Raw genomic sequence first — 22717 nt, 5'->3', positions numbered from 1 at the left:
CCGAAGAGGCCGTCCGCCTCACGGCGCCGGGCGGCCCGCGCGGCCCACCCTCGCCGTCAGCCGGGAAGCAGGCCCGAGGACCGCGCCGCCGCCAGGGTGGGGGCCTCGGCATCCTTCTCGGACAGGATGGGCTCGATCTCCTTCGGCCACGGAATGCCCAGTTCCGGGTCGAGCGGATGGATGGCGAACTCCAGCTCGGGCACATAGCGCGCGGAGCACAGATAGAGCACGGTGGTGTGGTCCTCCAGCGCCATGAACGCGTGCCCGAGCCCCTCCGACAGGTAGAGCGCCGACGGATTGCTCCCGTCGAGCCGTACGGCCTCCCATCGCTTGAACGTCGGCGAGCCCGTCCTCAGGTCCACGACCACGTCCATGACGGCACCGCTGACACAGGTGACGTACTTGGCCTGGCCGGGCGGGGCCTTCGTGCAGTGGATGCCCCGCAGCGCGCCGCGCCGCGACACCGAGCAGTTGGCCTGCGCCACGTGCAGGTCCGTACCGAGGGTGGAGCGCAGATCGGCCCCCTGGTACCACTCACGGAACGTCCCCCGGCGGTCCTCGAAGATCTTCGGCGTCGTCTCCCAGGCGCCTTCGATGCTCAGCGAACGCAATCCAGTACCTCCGTCAGGGAATCGGACAGAGCGGTACGCCAGTGCCGCATGGGCGGCAGGCCCACTCGTGACCAGCGGTCATGGCCCAGCACGCTCCACGCCGGGCGGTGCGCCGGGCGGGACAGGGACGCGCTGTCGGTGCGCAGGACCCGCTCCGGCGCGGCGTCCAGCAGGGCGAAGACCTCCCGGGCCAGCCCGTACCACGTGGTGTGCCCCGCGGCCGTGGCGTGGAAGACACCGCGGGTGCGCGCCGCCGGCAGGCAGGCCAGCGAGATCAGCCGTTCGGCGAGGTCCTTGGACCAGGTGGGCTGGCCGTGCTGGTCGTCGACGACCCGCACCTCGCCGGGGAGCGCGGCCTTCTCCGCCATGGTGCGGATGAAGTTGCGGCCGTGCCGCCCGTAGAGCCAGGCGGTGCGGACCACCGTCCCGGCCTCCGGAAGCTCCTGGAGGACCCTGCGCTCACCGGCGAGCTTGCTCCGCCCGTACGCCGTCCGCGGGCCGGTCGCGGCGTCCTCGGCGTAGCCGGTGGCCGGTTGGGTCGATGCGTCCCCGGAGAACACGTAGTCGGTCGAGACGTGCAGCAGGCGGGCGCCCGCGGCCGCGCAGGCACGGGCGAGGTGCCCGGGCCCCTCGCCGTTGACGGCGAACGCCTCGGCCTCGTGGGCCTCGGCATCGTCCACCGCGGTCCAGGCGGCGCAGTTGACGACCACGTGCGGCCGGTGTGCGGCGATCCCCTCCCGCACCGAACGGGCGTCGGTGATGTCCAGCCCGGCGCGGTCCGGCGCGACCACGCCGACGGCCCCGCGGGCGGCGAGCAGGGTCCGCAGGTCGCGGCCGAGCATGCCGCCGCCGCCCGTGATCAGCCAGCGTTCCGGGAGCGGCGGACCGGCCGCGTCCGTGCCGCGCGCCGCGGCCGGCGAGCCGCTCATCGGAGGGCCGCCCGTGTGGTGAGCGGCTCCCACCAGGAGCGGTTGTCGCGGTACCAGGCGACCGTGTGCGCGAGGCCCTCGTCGAACGAGTGCCGGGGCGTCCAGTCCAGTTCGGAGCGGATCCTGCCGGAATCCACCGAGTACCGCAGGTCGTGCCCGAGCCGGTCGGCCACCCATTCCACCCGGTCCCAGTCCGCGCCGCAGGCGGCCAGCAGCCGTTCGGTCAACTGACGATTCGTCAATTCTGTGCCACCGCCGATGTTGTAGACCCGTCCGGGACGGCCCTCGGTGAGGACCCGCAGCAGGGCGCGGCAGTGGTCCTCCACGTGCAGCCAGTCGCGTACGTTCCGCCCGTCCCCGTAGAGCGGTACGGAACCGCCGTCCATCAGCCGCGTGGTGAACAGGGGGATGACCTTCTCAGGGAACTGGTAGGGCCCGTAGTTGTTGGAACAGCGCGTGACCCGCACGTCCAGGCCGTGCGTGCGGTGGTAGGCCAGCGCCAGGAGGTCGGACGCGGCCTTGGACGCGGCGTAGGGGGAGTTCGGCCGGAGCGGTTCGTCCTCGGTCCACGAGTCGTGGGACACCGAACCGTAGACCTCGTCGGTCGAGACGTGCAGGAAGGTCAGCCCCGGACGTGCGAGGGCCGCGTCCAGCAGCGTCTGGGTGCCGAGCACATTGGTGGAGACGAATGCGGCGGCGCTGGCGATGGAGCGGTCGACGTGGGACTCGGCGGCGAAGTGCACCACGGCGTCGTGGCCGTCCAGCAGCGCGCCGACCCGCTCGCGGTCACGTATGTCGCCGTGGACGAAGGCCAGCCGCGGATCCGCGGCCACCGGTGCCAGGTTCCGCCGGTTGCCGGCGTAGGTGAGGGCGTCCAGGACGGTCACGGCGTCGGGCGCCGGCCGCCCGTCCCGGTCGTCCGGCCCCAGGAGCATGCGGACGAAGCACGAACCGATGAATCCGGCACCGCCGGTGACGAGGATTCTCATGGTGTGATCCGCACCTCGCTGTGATCGCCGAGGACGAGGCGGTGGGCCTGCGGTGTGCTCCGGGCGCCGGTGACCTGGACGTTCTTGCCGATGAGCGACGCCTCTATGCGGCCGACACCCATGATGGCGGAGTCCGCCAGCACGATCGAGAACTCGATCTCACTGCCCTCGATCACGCAGTCGTTCGCGACGGACGTGGAGGGGCCGACGTACGAGTCGGTCACCGAGGTCCCCGCCCCGATCACCGCGGGCCCGACGATCCTCGACCGCCGCACCCGCGCGCCGTGTCCGAGGCGCACCCGGCCGACGATCTCGCTCGACTCGTCCACCTCCCCCTGCAGGCAGGACTCGATCGTGTCGAGCACGGTGCGGTTGACCTCCAGCATGTCGGCGACGTTGCCGGTGTCCTTCCAGTAGCCGGTGATGACCGTCGAACGGACCGTCAGCCCCCGTGTGATCATTTCCTGGATCGCGTCGGTGATCTCCAGCTCGCCGCGCCCGGAGGGCTCGATGGCCCGTACCGCCTCGTGGATGGCGGGCGTGAACAGGTAGACGCCGACCAGCGCGAGGTCGCTGGCGGGCACCGGGGGCTTCTCCTCCAGCCGCACCACCCGTCCCGTGGCGTCCAGTTCGGCCACACCGAATGCGCCCGGGTCGCTGACGCGGGTGAGCAGGATGTCGGCGTCCGGGCGCTCCGCCCGGAACTTGTCGACGAGTTCACCGATCCCGCCGACGATGAAGTTGTCGCCCAAATACATGACGAAGTCTTCCTGCGCCAGGAAATCCCTTGCCACCAGCACCGCGTGGGCCAGTCCCAGGGGTCTTTCCTGCGGAATGTAGGTGACCGTGACGCCGAAGGAGGAACCATCGCCGATGGCGGCCCGGATTTCGTCGGCCGTATCGCCGACGATCACTCCGATGTCCGTGATGCCGGCCGCCGCGAGAGATTCGATTCCATAGAACAGAACCGGTTTGTTCGCCACCGGGACCAGTTGTTTTGCCGAGGTATGGGTGATCGGGCGCAGCCTGCTTCCGGTGCCGCCCGCGAGTAGGAGTGCCTTCATGGTGGAGTTGCCTTTGCCTGGGGTGCTGGGAAAGGCCCCGCTTGTCGTGGGTAGCCACGCCCGGTCCGTCGGTGGTGACCCCATCCACGGGGGGCAGTCACGCTGTGATGATAGGCGCGGAGCATCGCCGCGAACCCGGCCGGCGACCCCTAATCCGGAGTGTCTTCGATGCGGCATTCCGGCCGCTGGACCGGTAGGGGGTGGCCCGTAGGGGTGGTTAGGGGCCGAGTACGGGTACCCGAACCCGGTGGCTGACTCGCACCATGTTGTGCGTGCTTCCCGGTTGCGGTACCGGCTCCCGCCTCACTTCTTCGTGACGGAAGGAAATGTGTGCCATGAATGCCACGGATAAAGCGACGCCCTACCCCACTGAGCCCGTCGAAATCCTGTTGGTCGGAGGACCCGAGGGCATAGGGCAGTCGGAGCGGCGGATGCGCGCCGTCATCGTCGACAGCAAGGTGAAAATCAGGTTTCGGGACGGCTACGAGCATTTCGAGCTGGAGCGCCGTCCCGAGGATTCCGAGGATGCGTCCACCGCGGTTTTTCGCTGGATCATGAGGACGAAGATCGCCGAATAGCGCCGTCCCGGAAGGTGGTTGACGAAAGGAGAGAGATGTCATTGTCCCCGGGTGACGACGACCGGTGGATACGTTGCTTCGACCCGCGCTCCGACAGCGGACTCCGGCTGGTCTGCTTCCCGCACGCGGGCGGTTCGGCAAGCTCCTACTACGCACTCTCCAAGGCCCTGCCCGCGACCGAGGTCCTCGCGGTGCAGTACCCCGGGCGGCAGGACCGGCGCCTGGAACCCTGTGTCGAGAACATTCCCGAGCTCGCCGACCGGATCTACGACGCCCTCGGCCGGCGGGCCCGCGCCCCGTACGCCTTCTTCGGGCACAGCATGGGCGCGGTCCTCGCCTTCGAGGTGGCCCAGCGGCTCCGAGCGGACGGGGCGACGCCCCCGGTCCACCTCTTCGCGTCGAGCCGCCGGGCACCCGCACGGCGCCGGGAGGAAGCCGTCTACCTGCGGAGCGACGCCGGGATGGTCGCCGAGCTGCGCAGGCTCGGCGGCACCGACGAACGCTTCCTGGCGGACGAGGAGCTGCTCGCCGGCATCCTGCAGGTCGCGCGTGCCGACTACCGGGCGATCGAGACCTACCACTGGACACCCGCACCACCCCTGACATGCCCCGTCACCGTTCTGATGGGGGACAGCGACCCGCACACCACCCGGGACGAGGCGGCCGCCTGGGCCGACCACACCACCGGCCCGTTCGACCTGCACGTCTTCCCCGGCGGTCACTTCTACCTCGACCCCGCCGCCGCGCCCGTGACCGACCTCCTCGCCACGACCCTCGCCGGGACGGTCCCGGCCGGCCGGCCCGAGCGGAGCTCCCCGTGAGATACGAAATCCTGGGCCCGCTCCGGGTCGTCGACGGCGACGATCACTCCTTCATCAGCGCCCAGAAGGTGGAGACCCTCTTCGCCGTCCTGCTCATCCGCGCCGAACAGGTCGTCACCCCGGACCAGTTGATGACCGAACTGTGGGGCGACCAGCTCCCGAAGCGGGCGACGGCCGGACTGCATGTGTACATCTCCCAGCTGCGCAAGTTCCTCCACCGCCCCCACCGGCAGGACAACCCTGTCGTCACCCAGCAGACCGGGTACATGCTGCGCATGGGGAGCGATCAGCTCGACCTGCCCCTGTTCCTCGACCTCGTCGCCCAGGGACGCACCCTGGCCAAGGAGCGCTGCTTCGAGGAGGCCTCCGACCGCTTCGAGCGGGCGCTGGGCCTCTGGCACGGGCCGCTGCCCGGCACCCTCGGCAACGGGCCCATCACCGGCGGATTCTCGACCTGGCTGACGGAATCCCGCATGGAGTGCCAGGAGATGCTCACCGACGCCCGGCTCCACCTGGGCCGCCACCGTGAACTCATCGGCCGGCTGTACTCGCTGTCCGCGGAGAACCCCCTGCGCGAGACGCTCTACCGGCAGCTGATGCTGGCCCTGTACCGGTCGGAGCGCAAGGCCGACGCCCTGCGCGTCTACCAGAACGCCCGCCGCACCCTCAACGACGAGCTCGGCCTCGAACCCTGCCGGGCCCTGCGCGACCTCCAGCAGGCCATCCTCGCCGACGACCAGCGGCTCAACTCGTTCGCCGTCTCGCCGGTCGCCTGACCCACGGCCGCCGGTCCCGCAGCCCCCGCCGCCCCCCACCCCCCGAGGGAAACGCATGCAAGAGATCACCGCAGCCATCGCCGCGCCGGACGCCACCAGCGAGGACTTCGCCGCGCTCCGCATCCCGGAGCACTACCGTGGCGCGGTGGTGCTCCGCGACGAGACCGAGATGTTCGAGGGGCTCCCGACCTCCGAGAAGGACCCGGCCAAGTCCCTGCACATCGAGGACGTCCCCACCCCCCTGCCCGACGTGGGGGAGGTGCTGGTCGCCGTGATGGCGTCGTCCGTCAACTACAACACCGTATGGAGCTCGATCTTCGAACCGCTGCCCACCTTCGCATTCCTGCGCCGCGCCGCCCGCACCGACCCGGCGGCCGTCCGGCACGACCAGCCGTACCATGTCGTCGGCTCGGACCTGTCCGGCGTCGTCCTGCGCACCGGCCCCGGCGTGACCCACTGGAAGCCCGGCGACCGGGTCGTCGCCCACTGCCTGTCCGTGGGGCTCCAGTCACCCGACGGACACGCCGACACGATGCTCGACCCCGAGCAGCGCATCTGGGGGTACGAGACCAACTTCGGCGGGCTGGCACAGCTCGCCCTGGTCCGCGGCAACCAGCTGATGCCCAAGCCCGAACACCTCACCTGGGCGGAGGCCGCCGCGTCGGGGCTGGTCAACTCGACCGCCTACCGGCAGCTGATCTCCCGCAACGGCGCCGGCATGAAACAGGGCGACGTGGTGCTCGTCTGGGGCGCCAGCGGGGGCCTGGGCTCGTACGCCACGCAGCTGGTGCTCAACGGCGGCGGCATACCGGTGTGCGTGGTCTCCAGCGAACGGAAGGCCGCCCAGGCCCGCGCGCTGGGCGCCGAGCTGGTGATCGACCGGGCGCGGGAGAACTACCGCTTCTGGACCGGCGACGGCACCCCCGACCCGTCCGAGTGGAAGCGCTTCGGCCGGCACGTACGGGAGTTGACCGGCGGCGAGGACCCCGACATCACCCTGGAGCACCCCGGCCGCGAGACGTTCGGTGCCAGCGTGTACGTCACCCGCCGCGGCGGCACCGTTGTCACCTGCGCCTCCACCTCCGGGTACGACCACCACTACGACAACCGGCACCTGTGGACCAGCCTCAAGCGCATCGTGGGCAGCCACTTCGCGAACTACCGCGAGGCGTTCGAGGCCAACCGGCTGATCGCCAAGGGCATGGTGCACCCCACCCTCTCCGCCACCTACCCGCTCTCCGAGACCGGCGTCGCCACCCGCGAGGTCCACCGCAACCGGCACAGCGGGAAGATCGGCATCCTCTGCCTGGCCGACCGGGAGGACCTCGGCGTACGCGACCCGGAACTGCGCGCCCGCCACCTGCCGGAGATCAATCGGTTCCGTCAGGACCCAGGGGTCCCCCAGGGCCCCCGCTGACCCGACGGACGCCCGGTCCCTGGAGCCGCTTCAGAGGCCGGCCGGACGATGGCAGCCCGGCCGTCGCGCCGTCAGGCGGACGGCCGGGCCCGACCGCTGCCCCCAGGAGAGGAACCGCATGTCCATGCCCACCACCGGGGACGACGCCGAGGGGCCCGGTGACGTACTGCTCGCCCTCCACCGGGCCGGACGACTCGCGGCGGAGTACCCCCGCGTCGCCCGGCTGCTGACCGACAGCACCCCCGAGGAGCTCCGGCGCGCCGGCCAACTGCTCGCCCGCGTACGCCCCGAGGAGGTGCGGCGGCTCCACCCGGAGGTGCCCGCCGTGACCGTGGCCGTCACCGGCCACGGCACCCTCGCGCCGCTGATCCCGCCGCTCACCGCCGAACTCGCCCGCCACGGACTGCTGCTGCGCCCGCACCTCGCGGACTTCGACTCGTACGTCTTCGACCTCTCCGACCCCCGCAGTGCCCTGTACGAGGCGGGCGCGGACATCGTGCTGTGCGTACTCGACCCGGCGGTCGTCGTCGACGAACTGCCCGTGCCCTGGACGCCGGACGACGTCGAACGCGTCTTCACCGAGAAGCTCGCCCTGATCGAGCACCTCGTCACCCGCTTCGAGTCCGTCGGCCACGGCACCCTCGTCCTCAACACGCTCCCGTTGCCCCAGCGGCTCACCGCGCAACTCGTCGACCACCGCTCCAGAGCCCGGCTCGGCGCCGTCTGGCGGCGGGCCACCGGCCGGCTGCTGGACCTCGCCGACCGGCACCCCGGGCCCGTCGTCTTGGACCTCGACCCCCTCGTCGCCGAGGGCATCGCGGTCACCGACGAACGGCTGAGCAGCTACGCCAAGGCCCACCTTTCCCCGGCGCTGCTGGCCCGCTACGCCCGCGAGGTCGGCCACCTCGCCCGGCACCTGACCGGGCGCACCAAGAAGGCCCTGCTGCTCGACCTCGACGGCACTCTGTGGGACGGAACCCTCGGCGAGGACGGCTCCGACGTGCTCGAGGGCGACCGCAGCGAGCCCTTCCGCGCCTTCCAGCGCGTCGTCCGGCAGCTCGGCTCCCAGGGCGTGCTCCTCGGCGTCGTCAGCAAGAACGACGTCGAACCCGTGCGCACCGTGCTGCGCGAGCACCCGCGCATGGTGCTGCGCGAGGAGGACCTCGTCCGCGTCGTCGCCAACTGGCGCCCCAAGCACGACAACATCGCCGAACTGGCGCAGGCCCTCAACCTGGGCGTCGACAGCTTCGTGTTCATGGACGACAGCCCGTACGAATGCGGACTGGTCGCCGACGGACTCCCCGGGGTCACCGTGCTGCGGGCCGGCGACGAGCCCGCCCTGCACGCGGCGACGCTGCTGCGGGACGGCTGGTTCGACACCCGGACCCTGACCGTCGAGGACCGCACGCGCGTCGGCAAGTACCAGGAGGAACTCGTCCGCCACGACTTCCTCCAGCAGTTCGAGTCCACCGAGCAATATCTGCGCGAACTCGGCGTCCAGGTACGGCTCGCCCCCGTCGCACCGCACGAGGTGCCGCGCGTGAGCCAGCTGTCCCTGCGGACCAACCAGTTCAACCTCACGGTCCGCCGGCTCCAGCCCGCCGATGTCGAACGGCTCGCCACCGGTACGACGACGCCGGTGCTGGCCGTCCACGCCGCCGACCGGTTCGGCGACAACGGCCTCGTCGGCGCCCTGTTCCTCGACCGCGCCGACGACACCGTGCACATCGACAACTTCCTGCTCAGCTGCCGGGTCTTCTCCCGAGGCATCGAACAGGCATGCCTGAGTGCGGTGCTCCGGCACGCCCGCGCCACCGGTGCCACCGCGGTCACAGCGGAGCACCGCCGGGCCGCCAAGAACGGCGCCGTCCGGGACCTCTACCCCCGCTACGGCTTCCGGCCGGCCGGCCACCACGGCACCACCACCGTCTTCCGGCACGACCTGACGGACATCGTGCCCGTGCCGGAGCACCTGAAATTCACCGAGACGTTCGGAGGAGACACCCCGTGACAAGCATCGACGACTTCCTCGCCCTCATCCGCGACGAACTCGGCATCCCGGTCACGGCCGACGACATCGGCCGGCACTTCGACGAGATCGCGGGCTGGGACTCGGTGTACCTCCTCCACCTGCTGACCGTCCTGGAGCGGGAGACCGGCCGCAGCATCTCCCTGCCCGATGTGCTGGCCTCGTCCGACCTGGAGAGCGTCTACACGCTGGCGACCGCGTCATGAAAACCTCACCCCTGCCCAGGGCCCGGCGGCACACCTTCTACTTCCTCGACACCATCCGCGCCTTCGCCCCCGTCCACCTCGACACGGACGTCGACATGAGCGCGGTGCGCGCCCACCGCCAGGCCGCGCGGACCGCCGGAGAGCCCCGCTGCTCCACCGCCGCCTACGTCCTGCATGCCGCCGGCCGCGTCCTGGCCCGGCACCCCGACGCCAACGCCGCGCTGAGCGGACACCTGCGCCCCCGCCTCGCCCACTTCCCCGGCGTCCACGGCAAGCTGACGCTCGACAAGACGCTGGACGGCCGGCGGGTGGTGCTGTCCACCGTCGTCCCCGAGATCGAGCGGGCCTCGCTGGCCGACATCCAGCGGCACCTGGAGCGGTTCCGCGACGGGGACCCCGGCACCATGCCGGAGTTCGCCGACGTCCGCCGGCTGCACCGCGCCCCGCAGCTCATCGGCTCGCTCGCCTTCCGGGCCGCCGCCCGCAGGCTGCGCACCCGGGCGGGAATGATGGGCACCGTCGCCGTCACCTCCCTCGGCCACCGGCCCGTCGACGGCTTCCACTCCGTCGGCGGCACCACGACCACCCTCGGCCTCGGCCGGACCGCGGACCGCCCCGTCGTCCGCGACGGACGGCTCGCCGTCGCCCCCGTCATGCGGCTCTCCCTGACCTTCGACCACCGCGTCATCGACGGCGCCGAGGCCGCGGACGTCCTCGGCGAACTCAAGGACCACCTGGAGCGCTTCCCCACGGACGCCCACGAACCGGCCACCGCAGCCGCCGCGTCCCGGGAGACGACGTGAACGACCTCGGAGAACTCCAGCAGTACATCGTCGCCCACGCACACGCCCAGCGGGTGCCCCGCGCCACCTACCGCGAGGTCCTCGCGCGCATCCGCGGCGACGAGGACGGCGGACCCGGCTCGTGGGCCGCCGAATGGTCCGCCGCCGCGCGCGCCGCGGCACACCGCGGCCGCCACCTCGACGCCTCCCGGCTCTACACCATCGCCCGCTTCCCCTACGTGGACGGCCCCGCCCGGCAGCAGGCCGCCGAGGCGAGCGTCCGCTCCTTCGGGGACTGGGCGCGGGGGCAGCAGGACATCCACCGCCTCGAACTCCGGCTCGACGGCGAACGTGTCGTCTGCTGGGCGACCGGCCTGTCCGAGACCGACCGGCGCCCGCTCCTCCTCGTCATGGGCGGCATCGTCAGCACCAAGGAACAGTGGGGTCCCGTCCTCGCGCACTACCGGCGCCAGGGCATGGCGGGGATCGTCACCGAAATGCCGGGAGTCGGCGAGAACACTTTGCCCTACGACCGCGACAGCCCACGGCTGATCTCCCGGATCCTGGACGCCGTCCGCGACCGCGCGGACGTCGACCGCACCTACGCCCTCGCCATGAGCTTCAGCGGCCACCTGGCGCTGCGCTGCGCCCTCGACGACCGCCGCATCCGGGGCATCGTCACCTCCGGCGCGCCGGTCGCCGGCTTCTTCGAGGACGCCGGCTGGCTCGGCCGGGTCCCACGGATCACCGTCGACACCCTCGCCCACCTGACCGGCGTCACGCCCGACAAGCTCCCCGACCACCTGCGGGACTGGGCGCTGACCCCCCGGGAGCTGGCCGGCCTGGACATCCCCGTCCACTACGTCACCTGCCTTCGCGACGAGATCATCCCGCCCGGGGAGCCGACCCTGCTGCGCGAACGGGTCGAGCGGCTGCGGCTGCTGGAGATCGACGACGTGCACGGCTCCCCGGGGCACGCGGAGTACGCCCGGCTGTGGTGCGGACTCGCCCTCCAGCAGCTGCGCGGTGCCGGCGGGCCGCAGACCGCGGTCCTGCGGGGACTGCTCGGGCTGGTGGGGGCCCGTGACCGGTTCCTCAGCGGCCGGGAGCGGCAGCCGCGCCGGCCTTAGGGCGCCTCTGACGGATCTCCGCGGCGTCGCGACGCGGAAATCCGTCAGACGCGCCCTAGGTCGCCTTAAGCCGGGGCGCGAAGGATGAGGCCAGCGCCGCCGACCGCGCAACAAAGGGAAGCAGGGCCCCGGCCGGAGAACACCAGCGCCGTCCGCCAGGCCGTCGAGTTCTGCCCGTCCCGCGCCCTCCGGCTCGCCGAAGAGCCCTGACCCCGTCCTGGAGCGGCGGCTGAAAGGAATCCGTCATGGATGGTTCGGAGATACACATCCTCGCGGCCGGGACAGTGCTTCCCGGCCCACCCCTGGACAACGCCACCCTCACCCGCCGGTTCGGGCTGCCCCCGGTCTGGGAACAGTGGATCGACACCTACGTCGGCACCCAGAGCCGGCACTTCTGCGTCGACATCGTCACCGGGGAGATCCGGCAGACGCTCGCCGACATGGGCGAGACGGCCGCCGTGCGCGCGATGTCCGCGGCCGGGGTCCGATCCGCGGACATCGACCTCGTCGTCATGGGCACGGCCACCCCGGACCAGCTGATGCCGGCCACCGTCAACCGGATCGCCGACCGGCTGGGCATCGACCACGTCCCCAGCTACCAGCTCCAGTCCGGCTGCACGGGAGCCGTGCAGGCGCTGAGCGTCGCCCACCGCATGCTCCGCTCCGGCCCCGAGCGCACCGCCCTGGTCATCGGGGCCGAGACGTCCGCCAAGTTCTTCGACCCCTCGGCCGACGCCACGGCCCTCGCGCCGGCCGAGCTGATCAACGGCCTGCTGTTCGGGGACGGAGCCGGTGCCCTGGTCCTCAGCAAGGACCCGGCGCCCGGCTCCGTCGTCCTGCGCGACGTCTACGTCGAACTGGTCGGCCTCGGACGGCCGCCCGGGCAGACGCTCGAGTGGTACGGCAAACCCACCGACCACCCCGAGCGCCTGCCCGTCAGCGAGGACTACAAGGCCATCGAGGAAGCCGTGCCCAAGCTCGCGGCGCAGGCCTTCGAGCGGATGGTCGAGCACCTCGACTGGGACGAGGGCGACATCGACTACCTGCTGCCGCCCCAGCTCTCCGGCCGGATGACCAGCCGGATCACCGAAAGCATCGACGCCCCGGGAGCACACGAGATCAGCTGTGTGGCCGAGGTCGGCAACACGGGCAACGCCCTCCCGTTCTTCCAGATCGAACGGCTGCTGCCGCGCATGACCGACGGGGACCGCGCGGTCGCCGTCAGCGTCGAGTCCAGCAAGTGGATCAAAGCCGGCTTCGCCCTTGAGAAGCCGGCCGCCTGACCCTGCCCCCGCGTACGCCCACGGATCCACGGAAGCGAGTGTGTGAGAGAGACATGACGGAACAACAGGTCCGGGAACTGATCGGAGCGGCCGTCGGAACCGACGGCACCATCGACGAAACCATCGGCCGGATCGGCCCGGAAACGGTCGCGGCCCTGCTCCTCGACGAACTCGCCGCCCGGGCCGACATCGACGAACTGACCGACTATCCCAAGGTCACCGTCCAGTTCGAGCTGAGCCACCGCGGCAAGAGCGCCGACCACGTGCTCGTCACCGAGGGCGGCCGCGCCACCTGCACGCCGGGCCGCGCGGACGCGCCGGACGCCGCAGTCACCCAGGAACTCGGCGACCTGTTGCGCGGCGTCTTCGGCACCGACAACCTGCGGGCCAACCCCACCCGCTCCGTCGCCTGGCACCACCTCGGCGACCCGCGGACCCTCATCGGCCCGCCGCACGTGTTCACCATGGTGCGCCGGCTCCTGCGCGGCTGCGAGCCCGTCACCCACGACCTGTCCGAGCTCAGCATCCGCTTCGGATCGGACAAATGGGGCCTGCACTGCTACACCCCGCACTACGAGCGGCACTTCGCGCCCTACGCCGACCGGGCGCTCAACATCCTGGAGATCGGCGTCGGCGGCTACTCCCGCCCCGCGTGGGGAGGCGGCTCCCTGCGCATGTGGAAGCGCTTCTTCCACCGGAGCATGGTCTTCGGCATCGACATCTTCGACAAGCAGGCCTTCCAGAGCCAGCGCATCGGCATCCTCCAGGGCAGCCAGTCCGACGAGGGGTTCCTGGAGGAGGCGCTGCGGCGCACCGGACCGCTGGACATCGTGATCGACGACGGCAGCCATGTGAACAGCGACGTGATCACGTCGTTCGGCTACCTCTTCCCGCGCCTGCGCCCCGGCGGCCTGTACGTCATCGAGGATGTGCAGACCGCCTACTGGCCCGGCTACGGCGGCAGCAGCGAGAACCTCACCGATCCCACGACGAGCGTCGGCTTCGCCAAGACGCTCATCGACGGGCTCAACCACGAGGAGTTCGAGCCCTTGGAGGCCAGGGTGGCCGCCCCGACCGATCACCACGTAGCGGGCCTGCACTTCTACCACAACCTGGTGATCATCGAGAAGGCGCGCAACACCGAAGGGGTGCTGCCCGCCTGGATCCCGCACGAGCCGTACACCGGCTGACCCGCGGGTCGCACGAACGTCGAGGCCGGGGCCCGCGGGCCCCGGCCTCGACGTTCGTCCGCCTACTTCACGTCCCGCGGCGCGCCGAACCAGGTCTCCAGCGCCGTGCGCAGCCCGGACACGTCCGAGGGCCGCGAGTCCGCCCACGCCACCCGGCCGTCCGGGCGCAGCAGCACCACGCCCGCGTCGATGCCCTCGGCAGGCCGCGCCGTGACGACGTCGACCCGGTCCGTCCAGCCGGCGGCCGCCCCCGCGGGCAGCGCGCCGTCCGACAGGTCCAGCAGCACACCCCGGCCGGAGTACAGCAGACGCGCCACGTTCGTCGGGCCCGTGGCGGTGTCGAGCGGGAAGTCGGGCAGCCGGGTGCCCATCAGCCGGTGCGGGGAGTCCTCGGCGGACACGCCCGGCAGCATCGCGTACCGGGCGTCGAGGCCGCCGCCCAGCTTCACGAAGTACTCGTTGACGTCTTCCAGCTCCATGAGCTCGCCGAGCAGATCGCGCAGCGGCTCCGCCTCCCGGAGCCGGTGCATGAGGAACACCTGGGCCTCCGTGCTCCGGCAGGCCCGTTCCCCGACCGGATGCCGCTCCTCGTGGTACGTGTCGAGCAGTCCGTCGGGCGCCCACCCGTTGAGCTCGGCCGCCAGCTTCCAGCCGAGGTTGACCGCGTCGTCCAGCCCGGTGCTCAGCGCCACCCCGCCCAGCGGGAAGTGGTGGTGCGCGGCGTCACCGGCCAGGAACACCCGGCCCTTGCGGTACTCGGCGGCCTGCCGCACGGAGTAGCCCCAGCGGGCCAGCCACTTCGTCTCGCCCATGTCGGTGTCCGCACCGGTGATCACCCGGGCCCGGGAGCGCAGTTCCTCCGCCGTCACCGGCGCGTCACCGTCCTTGGGCGCCACACCGAACTCGCCGGTTATCACCCGCATCAGCAGCTTGCCGTCGGCCGGCGGAGGCGCCTCGCCCATCAGCACCCGCAGCGCCTGCGGGTCGGACGGGGAGACGACGAACGACGACCCGTCCGGGTGCAGGACGGGCATGAGGTGCTCGAAGAGGTCGCCGCCGAGCTCCGCCTCCACCTCCCCGTAGATCCCCCAGAAGGGGTGGTCCTCGCCCGGGGCCTCGATCCCGGCGAGCTCGCGCACCGTGCCCCGCGCACCGTCGCAGCCGACGACGTACCGGCACCGGACCGACTCCCGCCCGTCCGGCGTGCGGACCTCGACCACCGCGCCGTCCGCGTCCTGGCTCAGCCCGACCACCTCGTGGCCCGTGCGGACCTCGACGCCCAGCTTGCCCAGCACCTCCCTGATGTGCGCGTCCAGCATCGGCTGCGGAATCCCGAAGGTGAAGGGATGCGGATCCCCCAACCGCTCGGGATCCAGCCACAGGTACGCCCACTGGGCCGCCGGGAACTCGTTGCCGCGGTCCCGCAGCACGTCCATGAACCCCCGCTGCGCAAGGAGTTCGACCACTCCCGCGTTGAGCGCCAGCGCGGGTGCCTCACGGGCCGTGCGCTCCGCACGGTCCAGCACCACCGGCCGCACCCCCGCCAGCGCCAGCTCGTGGGCCAGCATCAGCCCCGCGGTGCCGGCACCGACGATGACGACGTCTTCACTCATGATGTCATTCCTCCAGAAAGGTTCAGAGAGTCGAAACGAGCCCGTCCCGGGCCCCGCCGAGGAGATGGCGGACCAGGGCGACGGGCGTGGGGTGCTCGAAGATGTCGTTCGGCGTCACCGCCGTCAGACCCGCCTCTCGGAGCCGGCTCGTCAGCTCCAGCGCGGCGAACGACGACATGCCCAGATCGACGACGTTGCCGTCCTCCGCCACCGCGTCCGCCGACTCGTGCCCGAGCAGCGACGCCAACTGGCCGCGGACGAGCTCCAGCAGGATGCCGGGCCGCTCCTCCTCGGACGCCTCCGCCAGCCGCGGCAACAGCCCCGGCCTCCCGGCCGCGCCCCCGTCCCCGGTGAGCCGCCGCACCTCCGGGATGCCCGAGAACCGGTGGGCCCGCTCCACACCGCTCCAGGCGAGCAGCCGGGGCCAGTCGATGTCGGCGATCACCACGGACCGGTCGTCCGCCGCCTCCCGCTCCAGCAGCGACAGTGCCGAGGCGGCCGGGACGGGACCCAGGCCCAGCGCGTCCCCCGACGGCAGGGCCTCCTCCTCCAGCGGGCCCAGCGCCACGAACACGCCCGGCAGACCGCTCGTCCGGCGCCGATGGACCAGCGCCTCCAGATACGCCTCGGCCGGGAACGCGTTCCCCTGACCGGGCACCCCCAGCACCCCGGCGACCGAGGCGAACACGGCGAACAGCCGCGGCGGCCGGTCACGGGTCAGCGCGTCCAGGTGCTCCACGGCCGACGCACCCCGCCACACCTCATGGTCGACCCGCGCCAGATCCACCGGACCCAGCCCCAGATCCTCCCGGACGGCCGCCACATGCACCACGGCGTCCAGCGGCAGACCCTCCGGAACCCTGGCCAGCACGGCGTCCAGCGCCTCCCGGTCGTCCACCGCGCAGGGCGCCACCGTCACCCCCACGCCCAGATCCGCCAACTCCTCGGCGAGCTTCGTCACCTTCGGCGCCTCGGCGTCCTCCGGCGCCACGGGCAGCAGCACATGCTCCGCACCGCGCGCGGCCAGCCACCGCGCGGCATGCTCGCCCAGCGCGGTCGTCGACCCGGTCACCAGCGCCGTACCGGACACCGTGAGACCCCCGTCCGCGGCCTCCGGCGCACCGGACGCCCGGACGAGCCGGCGCGCGAACACCCCGGACGTCCGCAGGGCCAGCTCCTCTTCCCGGCCCGGGGCAGTCAGCAACGCGCCCAGCCGCTCCCGCACCCGTGCGTCCGGCACCGCCGGCAGGTCGAGCGACACCGTGCGGCGCAGCCGCCGCTCCCCGGTCATCGCCTGCGCCAGACCCCAGGCCCGCGCCTGCTCCGGCCCGGTCGGCACCTCCGCGTCCGCCACCGACACCGCCCCGCACGTCGCCACCCACAACGGCGCTCGCACCCCCAGCTCGTCCAGCGCGCGCACCAGCGCGGTCGTCGAGGCGAGACCGGAGCAGGCGCTCCGGTACACCGGGTGACGCCGCTCGTCCAGCGCCAGGAAGGACAGCACACCCGCCACCGAGGACGCCGTCCCCTGCCAGTCGCGCACCAGTCCGGCCAGGTCCGCGCCCTCCGGCGCCGCCGGATCCACGGTGACGGCGGTGACCCGGGCCCCGCACCCGGACAGGGCTGCGACGGCCGCGGCCGGCCACCCCTCCTCCTCCGCCCCCGGGGCACCGCCACCGGCAAGGGCAGGCGGGACCAGGACGAGCCACGCGCCCGTGGAGCCCGGCGCGGTCGCGGCCGGGACGGGCGTCCACGCGAGCCGGTAGCGCTGCCGCTCCCGGCGCCGCCACGAGCCGAGCGCCGGCAACAGCGACGCCAGCGACGCGCGCTGGTCGTCACCGACCCGCAACGCGGCCGCCAGGGCGTCCAGATCGCCGGACTCCACCGCCTTCCAGAACCACGGACCGGACGACGCCGACGCCGCCTCCGCGCTGTCCCCCTCCTCCTCGTCGGGGTCCAGCCAGTACCGCGCGTGCCGGAAGGCGTACGTCGGCAGCTCCACCGTCCGGCGGGGCCCCGCGAGGAACGCCGCCCAGTCGACCGCCGCGCCCCGCGCGTGGGCGTGCGCGAGCGCCCCCGCGACCGACACCGCCTCCGGCTTGCGGGCCCGCAGCGCGGGCACCGGCAGCGCGTCACCCGGCAGCACCCCCGCGGCCAGCGGCGCGAGCACCGCGTCGGGACCCACCTCGACGTACACGCCGATGCCCAGCTCCCGGAGCGCGCGCACCCCGTCACCGAACCGGACGGTCCCCCGGACGTGCTCGACCCAGTAGTCGGCCGAGCAGACCTCCTCGGGGGACGCGAGCCGGCCCGTCACATTGGACACCAGCGGGAGGCGCGGCGCGTGGAACGCCAACTCCCCGGCCACCGAACGGAATTCGTCCAGCATCGGCTCCATGTGCGGCGAGTGGAAGGCGTGGCTGACCTTCAGCCGCCGGACCTTCGCACCCCGCTCCTTGCAGCGGGCGGCCACGGACCGGACGAGCTCCGCGTCACCGGAGAGCACCACGGACGCCGGCCCGTTGGCCGCCGCGACCGAGACCCGGTCCTCCAGCCCCTCCAGCGCCTCCCGGACCACGGCCTCGTCGATGTTCCGCACCGACACCATCGCACCGCCCGGGACGGCGAGGGTGTCCATCAGCCGCGCACGCGCCGCGACCAGGGTCACCGCGTCGTCGAGCGACAGCACACCCGCGTGGTGCGCGGCCGTGATCTCCCCGACGGAATGCCCGATCAGCGCGGCGGGCCGCAGACCCTGCCGGGTCAACAGCCGGTACAGCGCACACTCCAGGGCGAACAGCGCGGGCTGCGTGTACCGGGTGTGATCGAGCAGAGCCGCGTCGGCACCCCCCTCGGTGGCGAACACGACGTCCCGCAACGGCCGTTCCAGATGCGGACCGAACCGGGCGCACACCTCGTCCAGGGCCTCGGCGAACACCGGGAACGCCTCGTACAGCCCCCGGCCCATCCCCGGACGCTGCGCGCCCTGCCCGGAGAACATGAACGCGACCTTGCCGCCACCGGCGGCCCTGCCCCGCACGACGCCGCCCGCCGGCTCCCCGGCGACCAGCAGCTCCAGCCCGCGCAGCAACTCCTCCCGGCCGGTGCCGACCACCACCGCGCGATGCTCGTGGTGGGCACGGCCGGTGGCGAGCGCGTACCCGACGTCCGCCGCCTCCAGCTCCGGCCGGGTGCCCACATGCCGGAGCAGCCGGCCCGCCTGGGCGCGCAGCGCCTCCTCGTTCCGGGCCGACACCGGCCAGGCGACCACCGGCGGCGGATCACCCGCCGGCTCCGCGACGTCCTCCTCCGTCGCGCCCGGCGCCTCCAGGACGAGGTGCGCGTTGGTGCCGGAGATGCCGAACGACGAGACCCCCGCCCGCCGCGGCCTGCCCGTCTCCGGCCAGGGAACGGTCTCCGTGAGCAGGCTCACCGCGCCCGCCTCCCAGTCCACGTGCGGAGTCGGCGCGTCGACGTGCAGCGTCCTCGGCAGGACGCCGTGCCGCAGGGCCATCACGGTCTTGATGACACCGGCGACACCGGCCGCGGCCTGCGTGTGCCCGATGTTCGACTTGACCGACCCCAGCCACAGCGGCCGCCCCTCCGGGCGCCGCTGGCCGTACGTCGCCAGGAGCGCCTGCGCCTCGATCGGGTCGCCGAGCATCGTCCCCGTGCCGTGCGCCTCGACGGCGTCGACGTCGGCGGCGTCCAACCGGGCACTGGCCAGTGCCGCCCGGATGACCCGCTGCTGCGACGGGCCGTTCGGTGCCGTCAGACCGTTGCTCGCACCGTCCTGGTTGACCGCCGAGCCGCGGAGCACGGCCAGCACCGGATGGCCGTTGCGCCGCGCGTCGGACAGCCGCTCCAGCAGCACCAGCCCGACGCCCTCGGAGAACCCGGCGCCGTCCGCCGCGGCCGCGAAGGACTTGCTGCGCCCGTCCGGCGCCAGCCCCCGCTGCCGGGAGAAGTCGATGAACACCCCCGGCGTCGCCAGGACCGTCACCCCACCGGCGAGCGCCAGCGTGCACTCGCCGTTGCGCAGCGCCTGCGCCGCCAGATGCATGGCTACGAGGGACGACGAGCACGCCGTGTCGACCGTGACCGCCGGGCCCTCCAAGCCCAGGGTGTACGCGATGCGGCCGGTCGCCACACTGCCCGCCGTCCCCGTGCCCAGGTAACCCTCCAGCCCCTCGGGCACCTTCCGCAGCCGCCCGGCGTAGTCGCCGTAGATCAAGCCGGCGAACACCCCGGTGGCGGAACCACGCAGCGCCCCCGGGTCGATCCCGGCCCGCTCGAACGCCTCCCAGCCGGTCTCCAGCAGCAGCCGGTGCTGCGGGTCCATGGCCAGCGCCTCACGCGGTGAGACGCCGAAGAACGCCGGGTCGAAGTCGCCCGCGTCATAGAGGAATCCGCCCTCGCGCGCCGAGGACTTCCCGCTCTTCCCGGGATCCGGGTCGTACAACTCCTCGACGTTCCAACCCCGGTCGTCGGGGAAGGCCGAAATCGCGTCGCCTCCGGAGACGACCAGCTGCCAGAGGTCCTCCGGGGAGCGCACGCCACCGGGCAGCCGGCAGGCCATCGACACGACCGCGACCGGTTCGTGCCGCCCCTCCTCGACCTCGGCGAGACGTTTGCGCGTCTGGTGCAGGTCGGCCGTGACCCACCTGAGGTACTCGACGAGCTTCTCATCGTTCGTTGTCATCACGCATCAGTCCTCGTGTGCCGGTCCCGTGGCCCCGCGCGGCGAACGGCCCAGGTCGTTGTCGATGAATGCCAGGATCTGGTCGGCCGACGCCGACTGGATCATCTCCGTCACGTCCCTCTCGTCGTCCTCGGCGGACTCGTCGGCGACCGCCCAGCCCGACATCAGCGCACGCAGCCGGTGCGCGATGTCCGCGCGCCGGGAGTCGTCCGCCGGCACCGCGTGCAAGGCCGCCTCCAGCGCGTCGAGTTCGCGCAGCACCGGGTCGGCGGCCGACGCGGACCGCACGAGCTCACCGAGCAGGTGACGGGTGACGGCGGCGGGCGTGGGATGGTCGAAGACGACGGTGGCGGGCAGCCGCAGCCCGGTGGCGGCGGTAAGCCGGTTGCGCAGTTCCACGGCGGTCAGGGAGTCGAACCCGAGCTCCTGGAAAGCGCGTTCCGGCTCGATGGTCTCCGGCCCGCTGTGCCCCAGCACCCCGGCGATGTGCCCGCACACCTCCGTCAGCAGGAACTCGTACCGCTCCGCCTCCTCCAACTCGGCCAGCCGGCGGACCAGTTCCGCCACCCCGGCCCCGCCCCGCTCCACCGCCCGCGCCGGGACGAGCGTGCGCAGAATCGGCGGGAAGGCGTCGAAACCGCCCATCGCCCGCAGGGCGGGGAGGCTCAGCCGGGCGGGCACCAGCTTCGGCCGATCCGCGGCCAACGCCGTGTCGAACAGGGCCATCGCCTGATCGGACGCCATCGGCAGCAACCCGGTGCGGTTGATGCGGGCCAGATCGGCGCTGCCGAGCGTCGCCGACATGGCGCTTGTCTGCTCCCACAGCCCCCAGGCGAGTGAGGTGGCGGGGAGTCCTTGGGCGCGGCGGTGGGTGGCGAGGGCGTCGAGGAAGGTGTTGGCGGCGGCGTAGCCGCTCTGGCCGGGGCTGCCGAGGGTGCCGGCGATGGAGGAGTAGAGGATGAAGGCGGCCAGGTCGAGGTTCTTGGTTGCTTGGTGGAGGTGCCAGGCGGCGTCGGCCTTGGGGCGCAGGACGGTGTCGAGCCGCTCCGGAGTGAGCGCCGTGACCACCGAGTCGTCGAGCGCTCCGGCCGTGTGCACCACGGCGGTGAGCGGATGTTCGGGCGCGACGGACGCCAGCAGCTCGTCCACGGCCTCCCGGCTGCCCACGTCACACGCCACGACGGTCACCTGTGCGCCGTGCGCGGTGAGTTCCGCCTCCAGCTCCAGGGCACCCGGGGCGTCCGGACCGCTGCGGCTGACCAGCAGCAGACGGCGGGCGCCGTACTCGGCGACGAGGTGACGCGCGGCGAGACCGCCCAGCGTCCCCGTACCGCCCGTGATCAGCACCGTCCCCTCCGGATCCAGGTCCAGGGGAGCCTTCTCCCCGGCCGCCGGAGGATCCGTCCGCACCAGCCTCGGCACGTGCGCCTCGCCCGCACGCAGCGCGATCTGCCGTTCTCCCGCCGCGACGGCCGCGACGAGGGCCGCGGTGAGCGCCTGACGGGACGCCTCCGTGTCGTCGAGGTCCGCCAGGACGATGCGGCCGGGGTGCTCGGACTGGGCCGAGTGCGCCAGACCCCACACGGCCGCGCCGGTGAGATCCGTGACGTCCCCCTCGTCCGCCACGGCGACCGCGCCCCGTGTGACCAGCACCAAGGGCGCGGAGCGGGCCTCGTCCGTCACGTGACGGAGAATCAGTTCCAGTGCCCGGGACGTGACCTCACGCACCGCGGCGCCGGCATCCGCCCCGTCGGGTGCCCCGATGTGGACGACGTCCATGCCGTCGCTCCCGCCGTCGGCCGCGGTAGCCGGGACGGGGAACGGTGACCACTCGACGTGGTGCAGGGAACCACCGGAACCACCGCCGGTCGCCGCCGCGAACCGCCGCGGGTCGACCGCCCGTACGGTCAACGAGTCGGCGGAGAGCAGGAGCCGGCCCGTCTCGTCGGTGATCCGCACCCCGACGCCGTCGGACTCGTTCAGCGTCAGCCGTGCCCGCAGCCTGCCGCCACCGGCGGCATGGGCGGTGACGCCGTTCCAGGAGAACGGCAGCCGGACCTGCTGCCCCTCGTCGTCGCCCGAGGTGGCCATCAAGGCGTGCAGCGCCGCGTCGAGGAGCGCGGGGTGCATGACGTACCCGGCGGCGTCGACGCCCTCGGGAGGCGCGATCTCCGCGTAGACGCCGTCCTCGCCGCGCCAGACGGCCTGGAGTCCTCGGAAGGCGGGGCCGTAGTGGTAGCCGTGTTCGGCGATGCGCTCGTAGAAGCCGTCGAGCGGGACGGGGCCGGCGCCCGGGGGCGGCCAGGCGGCGGAGGGCTCGTCGGCGGGGGCGGCGCCCGCGGAGGTGAGGGTGGCGCTCGTGTGCCGGATCCAGGGGCTGTCGCCGGTGTCGCCGTCGGTGGGGACTGCCGGACGCGAGTGGATGGTGAGGGAACGGCCCCCTTGTGCGTCGGGTGGGTTGACGGCGATCTGGAGGTCGAGGGTGGTGTTCTCGTGGAGGGTGAGGGGTGTTTCGAGGGTGAGTTCTTCGACGTGTGCGAGGCCGGTGTGGTGGGCGGCGTGGAGGGCGAGGTCGAGGTGTGCGGTGCCGGGGAGGA

At 72.6% G+C, this 22717-nt stretch carries 17 protein-coding genes; 10 read left to right on the top strand and 7 right to left on the bottom strand.

The window, feature by feature from the left end:
• Positions 1-56: 56 nt before the first annotated feature.
• The 4 genes from ACIGWZ_RS31580 to ACIGWZ_RS31565 are packed head-to-tail and all read right to left on the bottom strand — an operon-like array spanning position 57 to position 3593.
• Positions 57-611: a dTDP-4-dehydrorhamnose 3,5-epimerase family protein gene (locus tag ACIGWZ_RS31580; protein ID WP_400070142.1), complete on the bottom strand. Its 555-nt coding sequence runs from the start codon at positions 609-611 to the stop codon at positions 57-59.
• Complete coding sequence (gene rfbD, locus ACIGWZ_RS31575; RefSeq protein ID WP_400070141.1) at positions 599-1540, bottom strand: dTDP-4-dehydrorhamnose reductase; 942 nt, start codon at positions 1538-1540, stop codon at positions 599-601. The genes ACIGWZ_RS31580 and rfbD overlap by 13 nt, the downstream gene beginning before the upstream one ends.
• Positions 1537-2529 (bottom strand): dTDP-glucose 4,6-dehydratase, encoded by a 993-nt coding sequence (gene rfbB / locus ACIGWZ_RS31570; RefSeq protein ID WP_400070140.1) that lies wholly within the window; start codon positions 2527-2529, stop codon positions 1537-1539. The genes rfbD and rfbB overlap by 4 nt, the downstream gene beginning before the upstream one ends.
• Positions 2526-3593, bottom strand: coding sequence for a glucose-1-phosphate thymidylyltransferase (locus ACIGWZ_RS31565; RefSeq protein ID WP_400070139.1), 1068 nt, complete (start codon positions 3591-3593; stop codon positions 2526-2528). Before ACIGWZ_RS31565 ends, rfbB begins: the two co-directional genes overlap by 4 nt.
• Before the next feature lie 335 nt (positions 3594-3928).
• On the opposite strand from ACIGWZ_RS31565, the gene ACIGWZ_RS31560 reads away from it, so the two are divergent.
• The 10 genes from ACIGWZ_RS31560 (at position 3929) to ACIGWZ_RS31515 (ending at position 13805) form a co-directional block, all read left to right on the top strand.
• The gene (locus ACIGWZ_RS31560) at positions 3929-4171 is read left to right on the top strand and encodes a DUF5988 family protein (RefSeq protein WP_400070138.1); all 243 of its coding nucleotides are present in this window, start codon (positions 3929-3931) and stop codon (positions 4169-4171) included.
• A 35-nt stretch (positions 4172-4206) separates the two neighbouring features.
• Positions 4207-4992 (top strand): thioesterase II family protein, encoded by a 786-nt coding sequence (locus tag ACIGWZ_RS31555; RefSeq protein ID WP_400070137.1) that lies wholly within the window; start codon positions 4207-4209, stop codon positions 4990-4992.
• Positions 4989-5768 (top strand): BTAD domain-containing putative transcriptional regulator, encoded by a 780-nt coding sequence (locus ACIGWZ_RS31550; protein WP_400070136.1) that lies wholly within the window; start codon positions 4989-4991, stop codon positions 5766-5768. The genes ACIGWZ_RS31555 and ACIGWZ_RS31550 overlap by 4 nt, the downstream gene beginning before the upstream one ends.
• Before the next feature lie 55 nt (positions 5769-5823).
• Positions 5824-7185 carry a crotonyl-CoA carboxylase/reductase gene (gene ccrA, locus ACIGWZ_RS31545; RefSeq protein WP_400070135.1) on the top strand — a complete coding sequence of 454 codons (1362 nt, stop codon included), beginning with the start codon at positions 5824-5826 and terminating at the stop codon, positions 7183-7185.
• A 118-nt stretch (positions 7186-7303) separates the two neighbouring features.
• A complete protein-coding gene (locus ACIGWZ_RS31540; RefSeq protein ID WP_400070134.1) occupies positions 7304-9196 on the top strand; it encodes an HAD-IIIC family phosphatase in 1893 nt (630 codons plus the stop codon).
• Positions 9193-9420, top strand: a complete 228-nt coding sequence (locus ACIGWZ_RS31535; RefSeq protein WP_400070133.1) for a phosphopantetheine-binding protein — start codon at positions 9193-9195, stop codon at positions 9418-9420. Before ACIGWZ_RS31540 ends, ACIGWZ_RS31535 begins: the two co-directional genes overlap by 4 nt.
• Positions 9417-10223: a 2-oxo acid dehydrogenase subunit E2 gene (locus tag ACIGWZ_RS31530; RefSeq protein WP_400070132.1), complete on the top strand. Its 807-nt coding sequence runs from the start codon at positions 9417-9419 to the stop codon at positions 10221-10223. Before ACIGWZ_RS31535 ends, ACIGWZ_RS31530 begins: the two co-directional genes overlap by 4 nt.
• On the top strand, positions 10220-11332 hold the full coding sequence (locus ACIGWZ_RS31525; protein ID WP_400070131.1) for an alpha/beta fold hydrolase: 1113 nt from the start codon (positions 10220-10222) through the stop codon (positions 11330-11332). The genes ACIGWZ_RS31530 and ACIGWZ_RS31525 overlap by 4 nt, the downstream gene beginning before the upstream one ends.
• Positions 11333-11577: 245 nt before the next feature.
• Complete coding sequence (locus ACIGWZ_RS31520; protein ID WP_400070130.1) at positions 11578-12615, top strand: 3-oxoacyl-ACP synthase III family protein; 1038 nt, start codon at positions 11578-11580, stop codon at positions 12613-12615.
• 53 nt (positions 12616-12668) lie between these two features.
• A complete protein-coding gene (locus ACIGWZ_RS31515; protein ID WP_400070129.1) occupies positions 12669-13805 on the top strand; it encodes a hypothetical protein in 1137 nt (378 codons plus the stop codon).
• 62 nt (positions 13806-13867) lie between these two features.
• On the opposite strand, the gene ACIGWZ_RS31510 is transcribed toward ACIGWZ_RS31515, so the two are convergent.
• The 3 genes from ACIGWZ_RS31510 to ACIGWZ_RS31500 all read right to left on the bottom strand — a co-directional run.
• Positions 13868-15418, bottom strand: a complete 1551-nt coding sequence (locus tag ACIGWZ_RS31510) for an FAD-dependent monooxygenase (protein WP_400070128.1) — start codon at positions 15416-15418, stop codon at positions 13868-13870.
• A gap of 22 nt (positions 15419-15440) precedes the next feature.
• Complete coding sequence (locus tag ACIGWZ_RS31505) at positions 15441-20120, bottom strand: type I polyketide synthase (RefSeq protein WP_400070127.1); 4680 nt, start codon at positions 20118-20120, stop codon at positions 15441-15443.
• Between the two features lie 6 nt (positions 20121-20126).
• On the bottom strand, positions 20127-22717 hold a 2591-nt coding region (locus tag ACIGWZ_RS31500), incomplete at its 5' end, for an SDR family NAD(P)-dependent oxidoreductase (RefSeq protein ID WP_400070126.1).

This window comes from Streptomyces sp. NPDC053427, from assembly GCF_044544985.1.
Lineage (GTDB): Bacteria > Actinomycetota > Actinomycetes > Streptomycetales > Streptomycetaceae > Streptomyces.
This window is presented reverse-complemented; position numbering and strand designations above follow the sequence as displayed.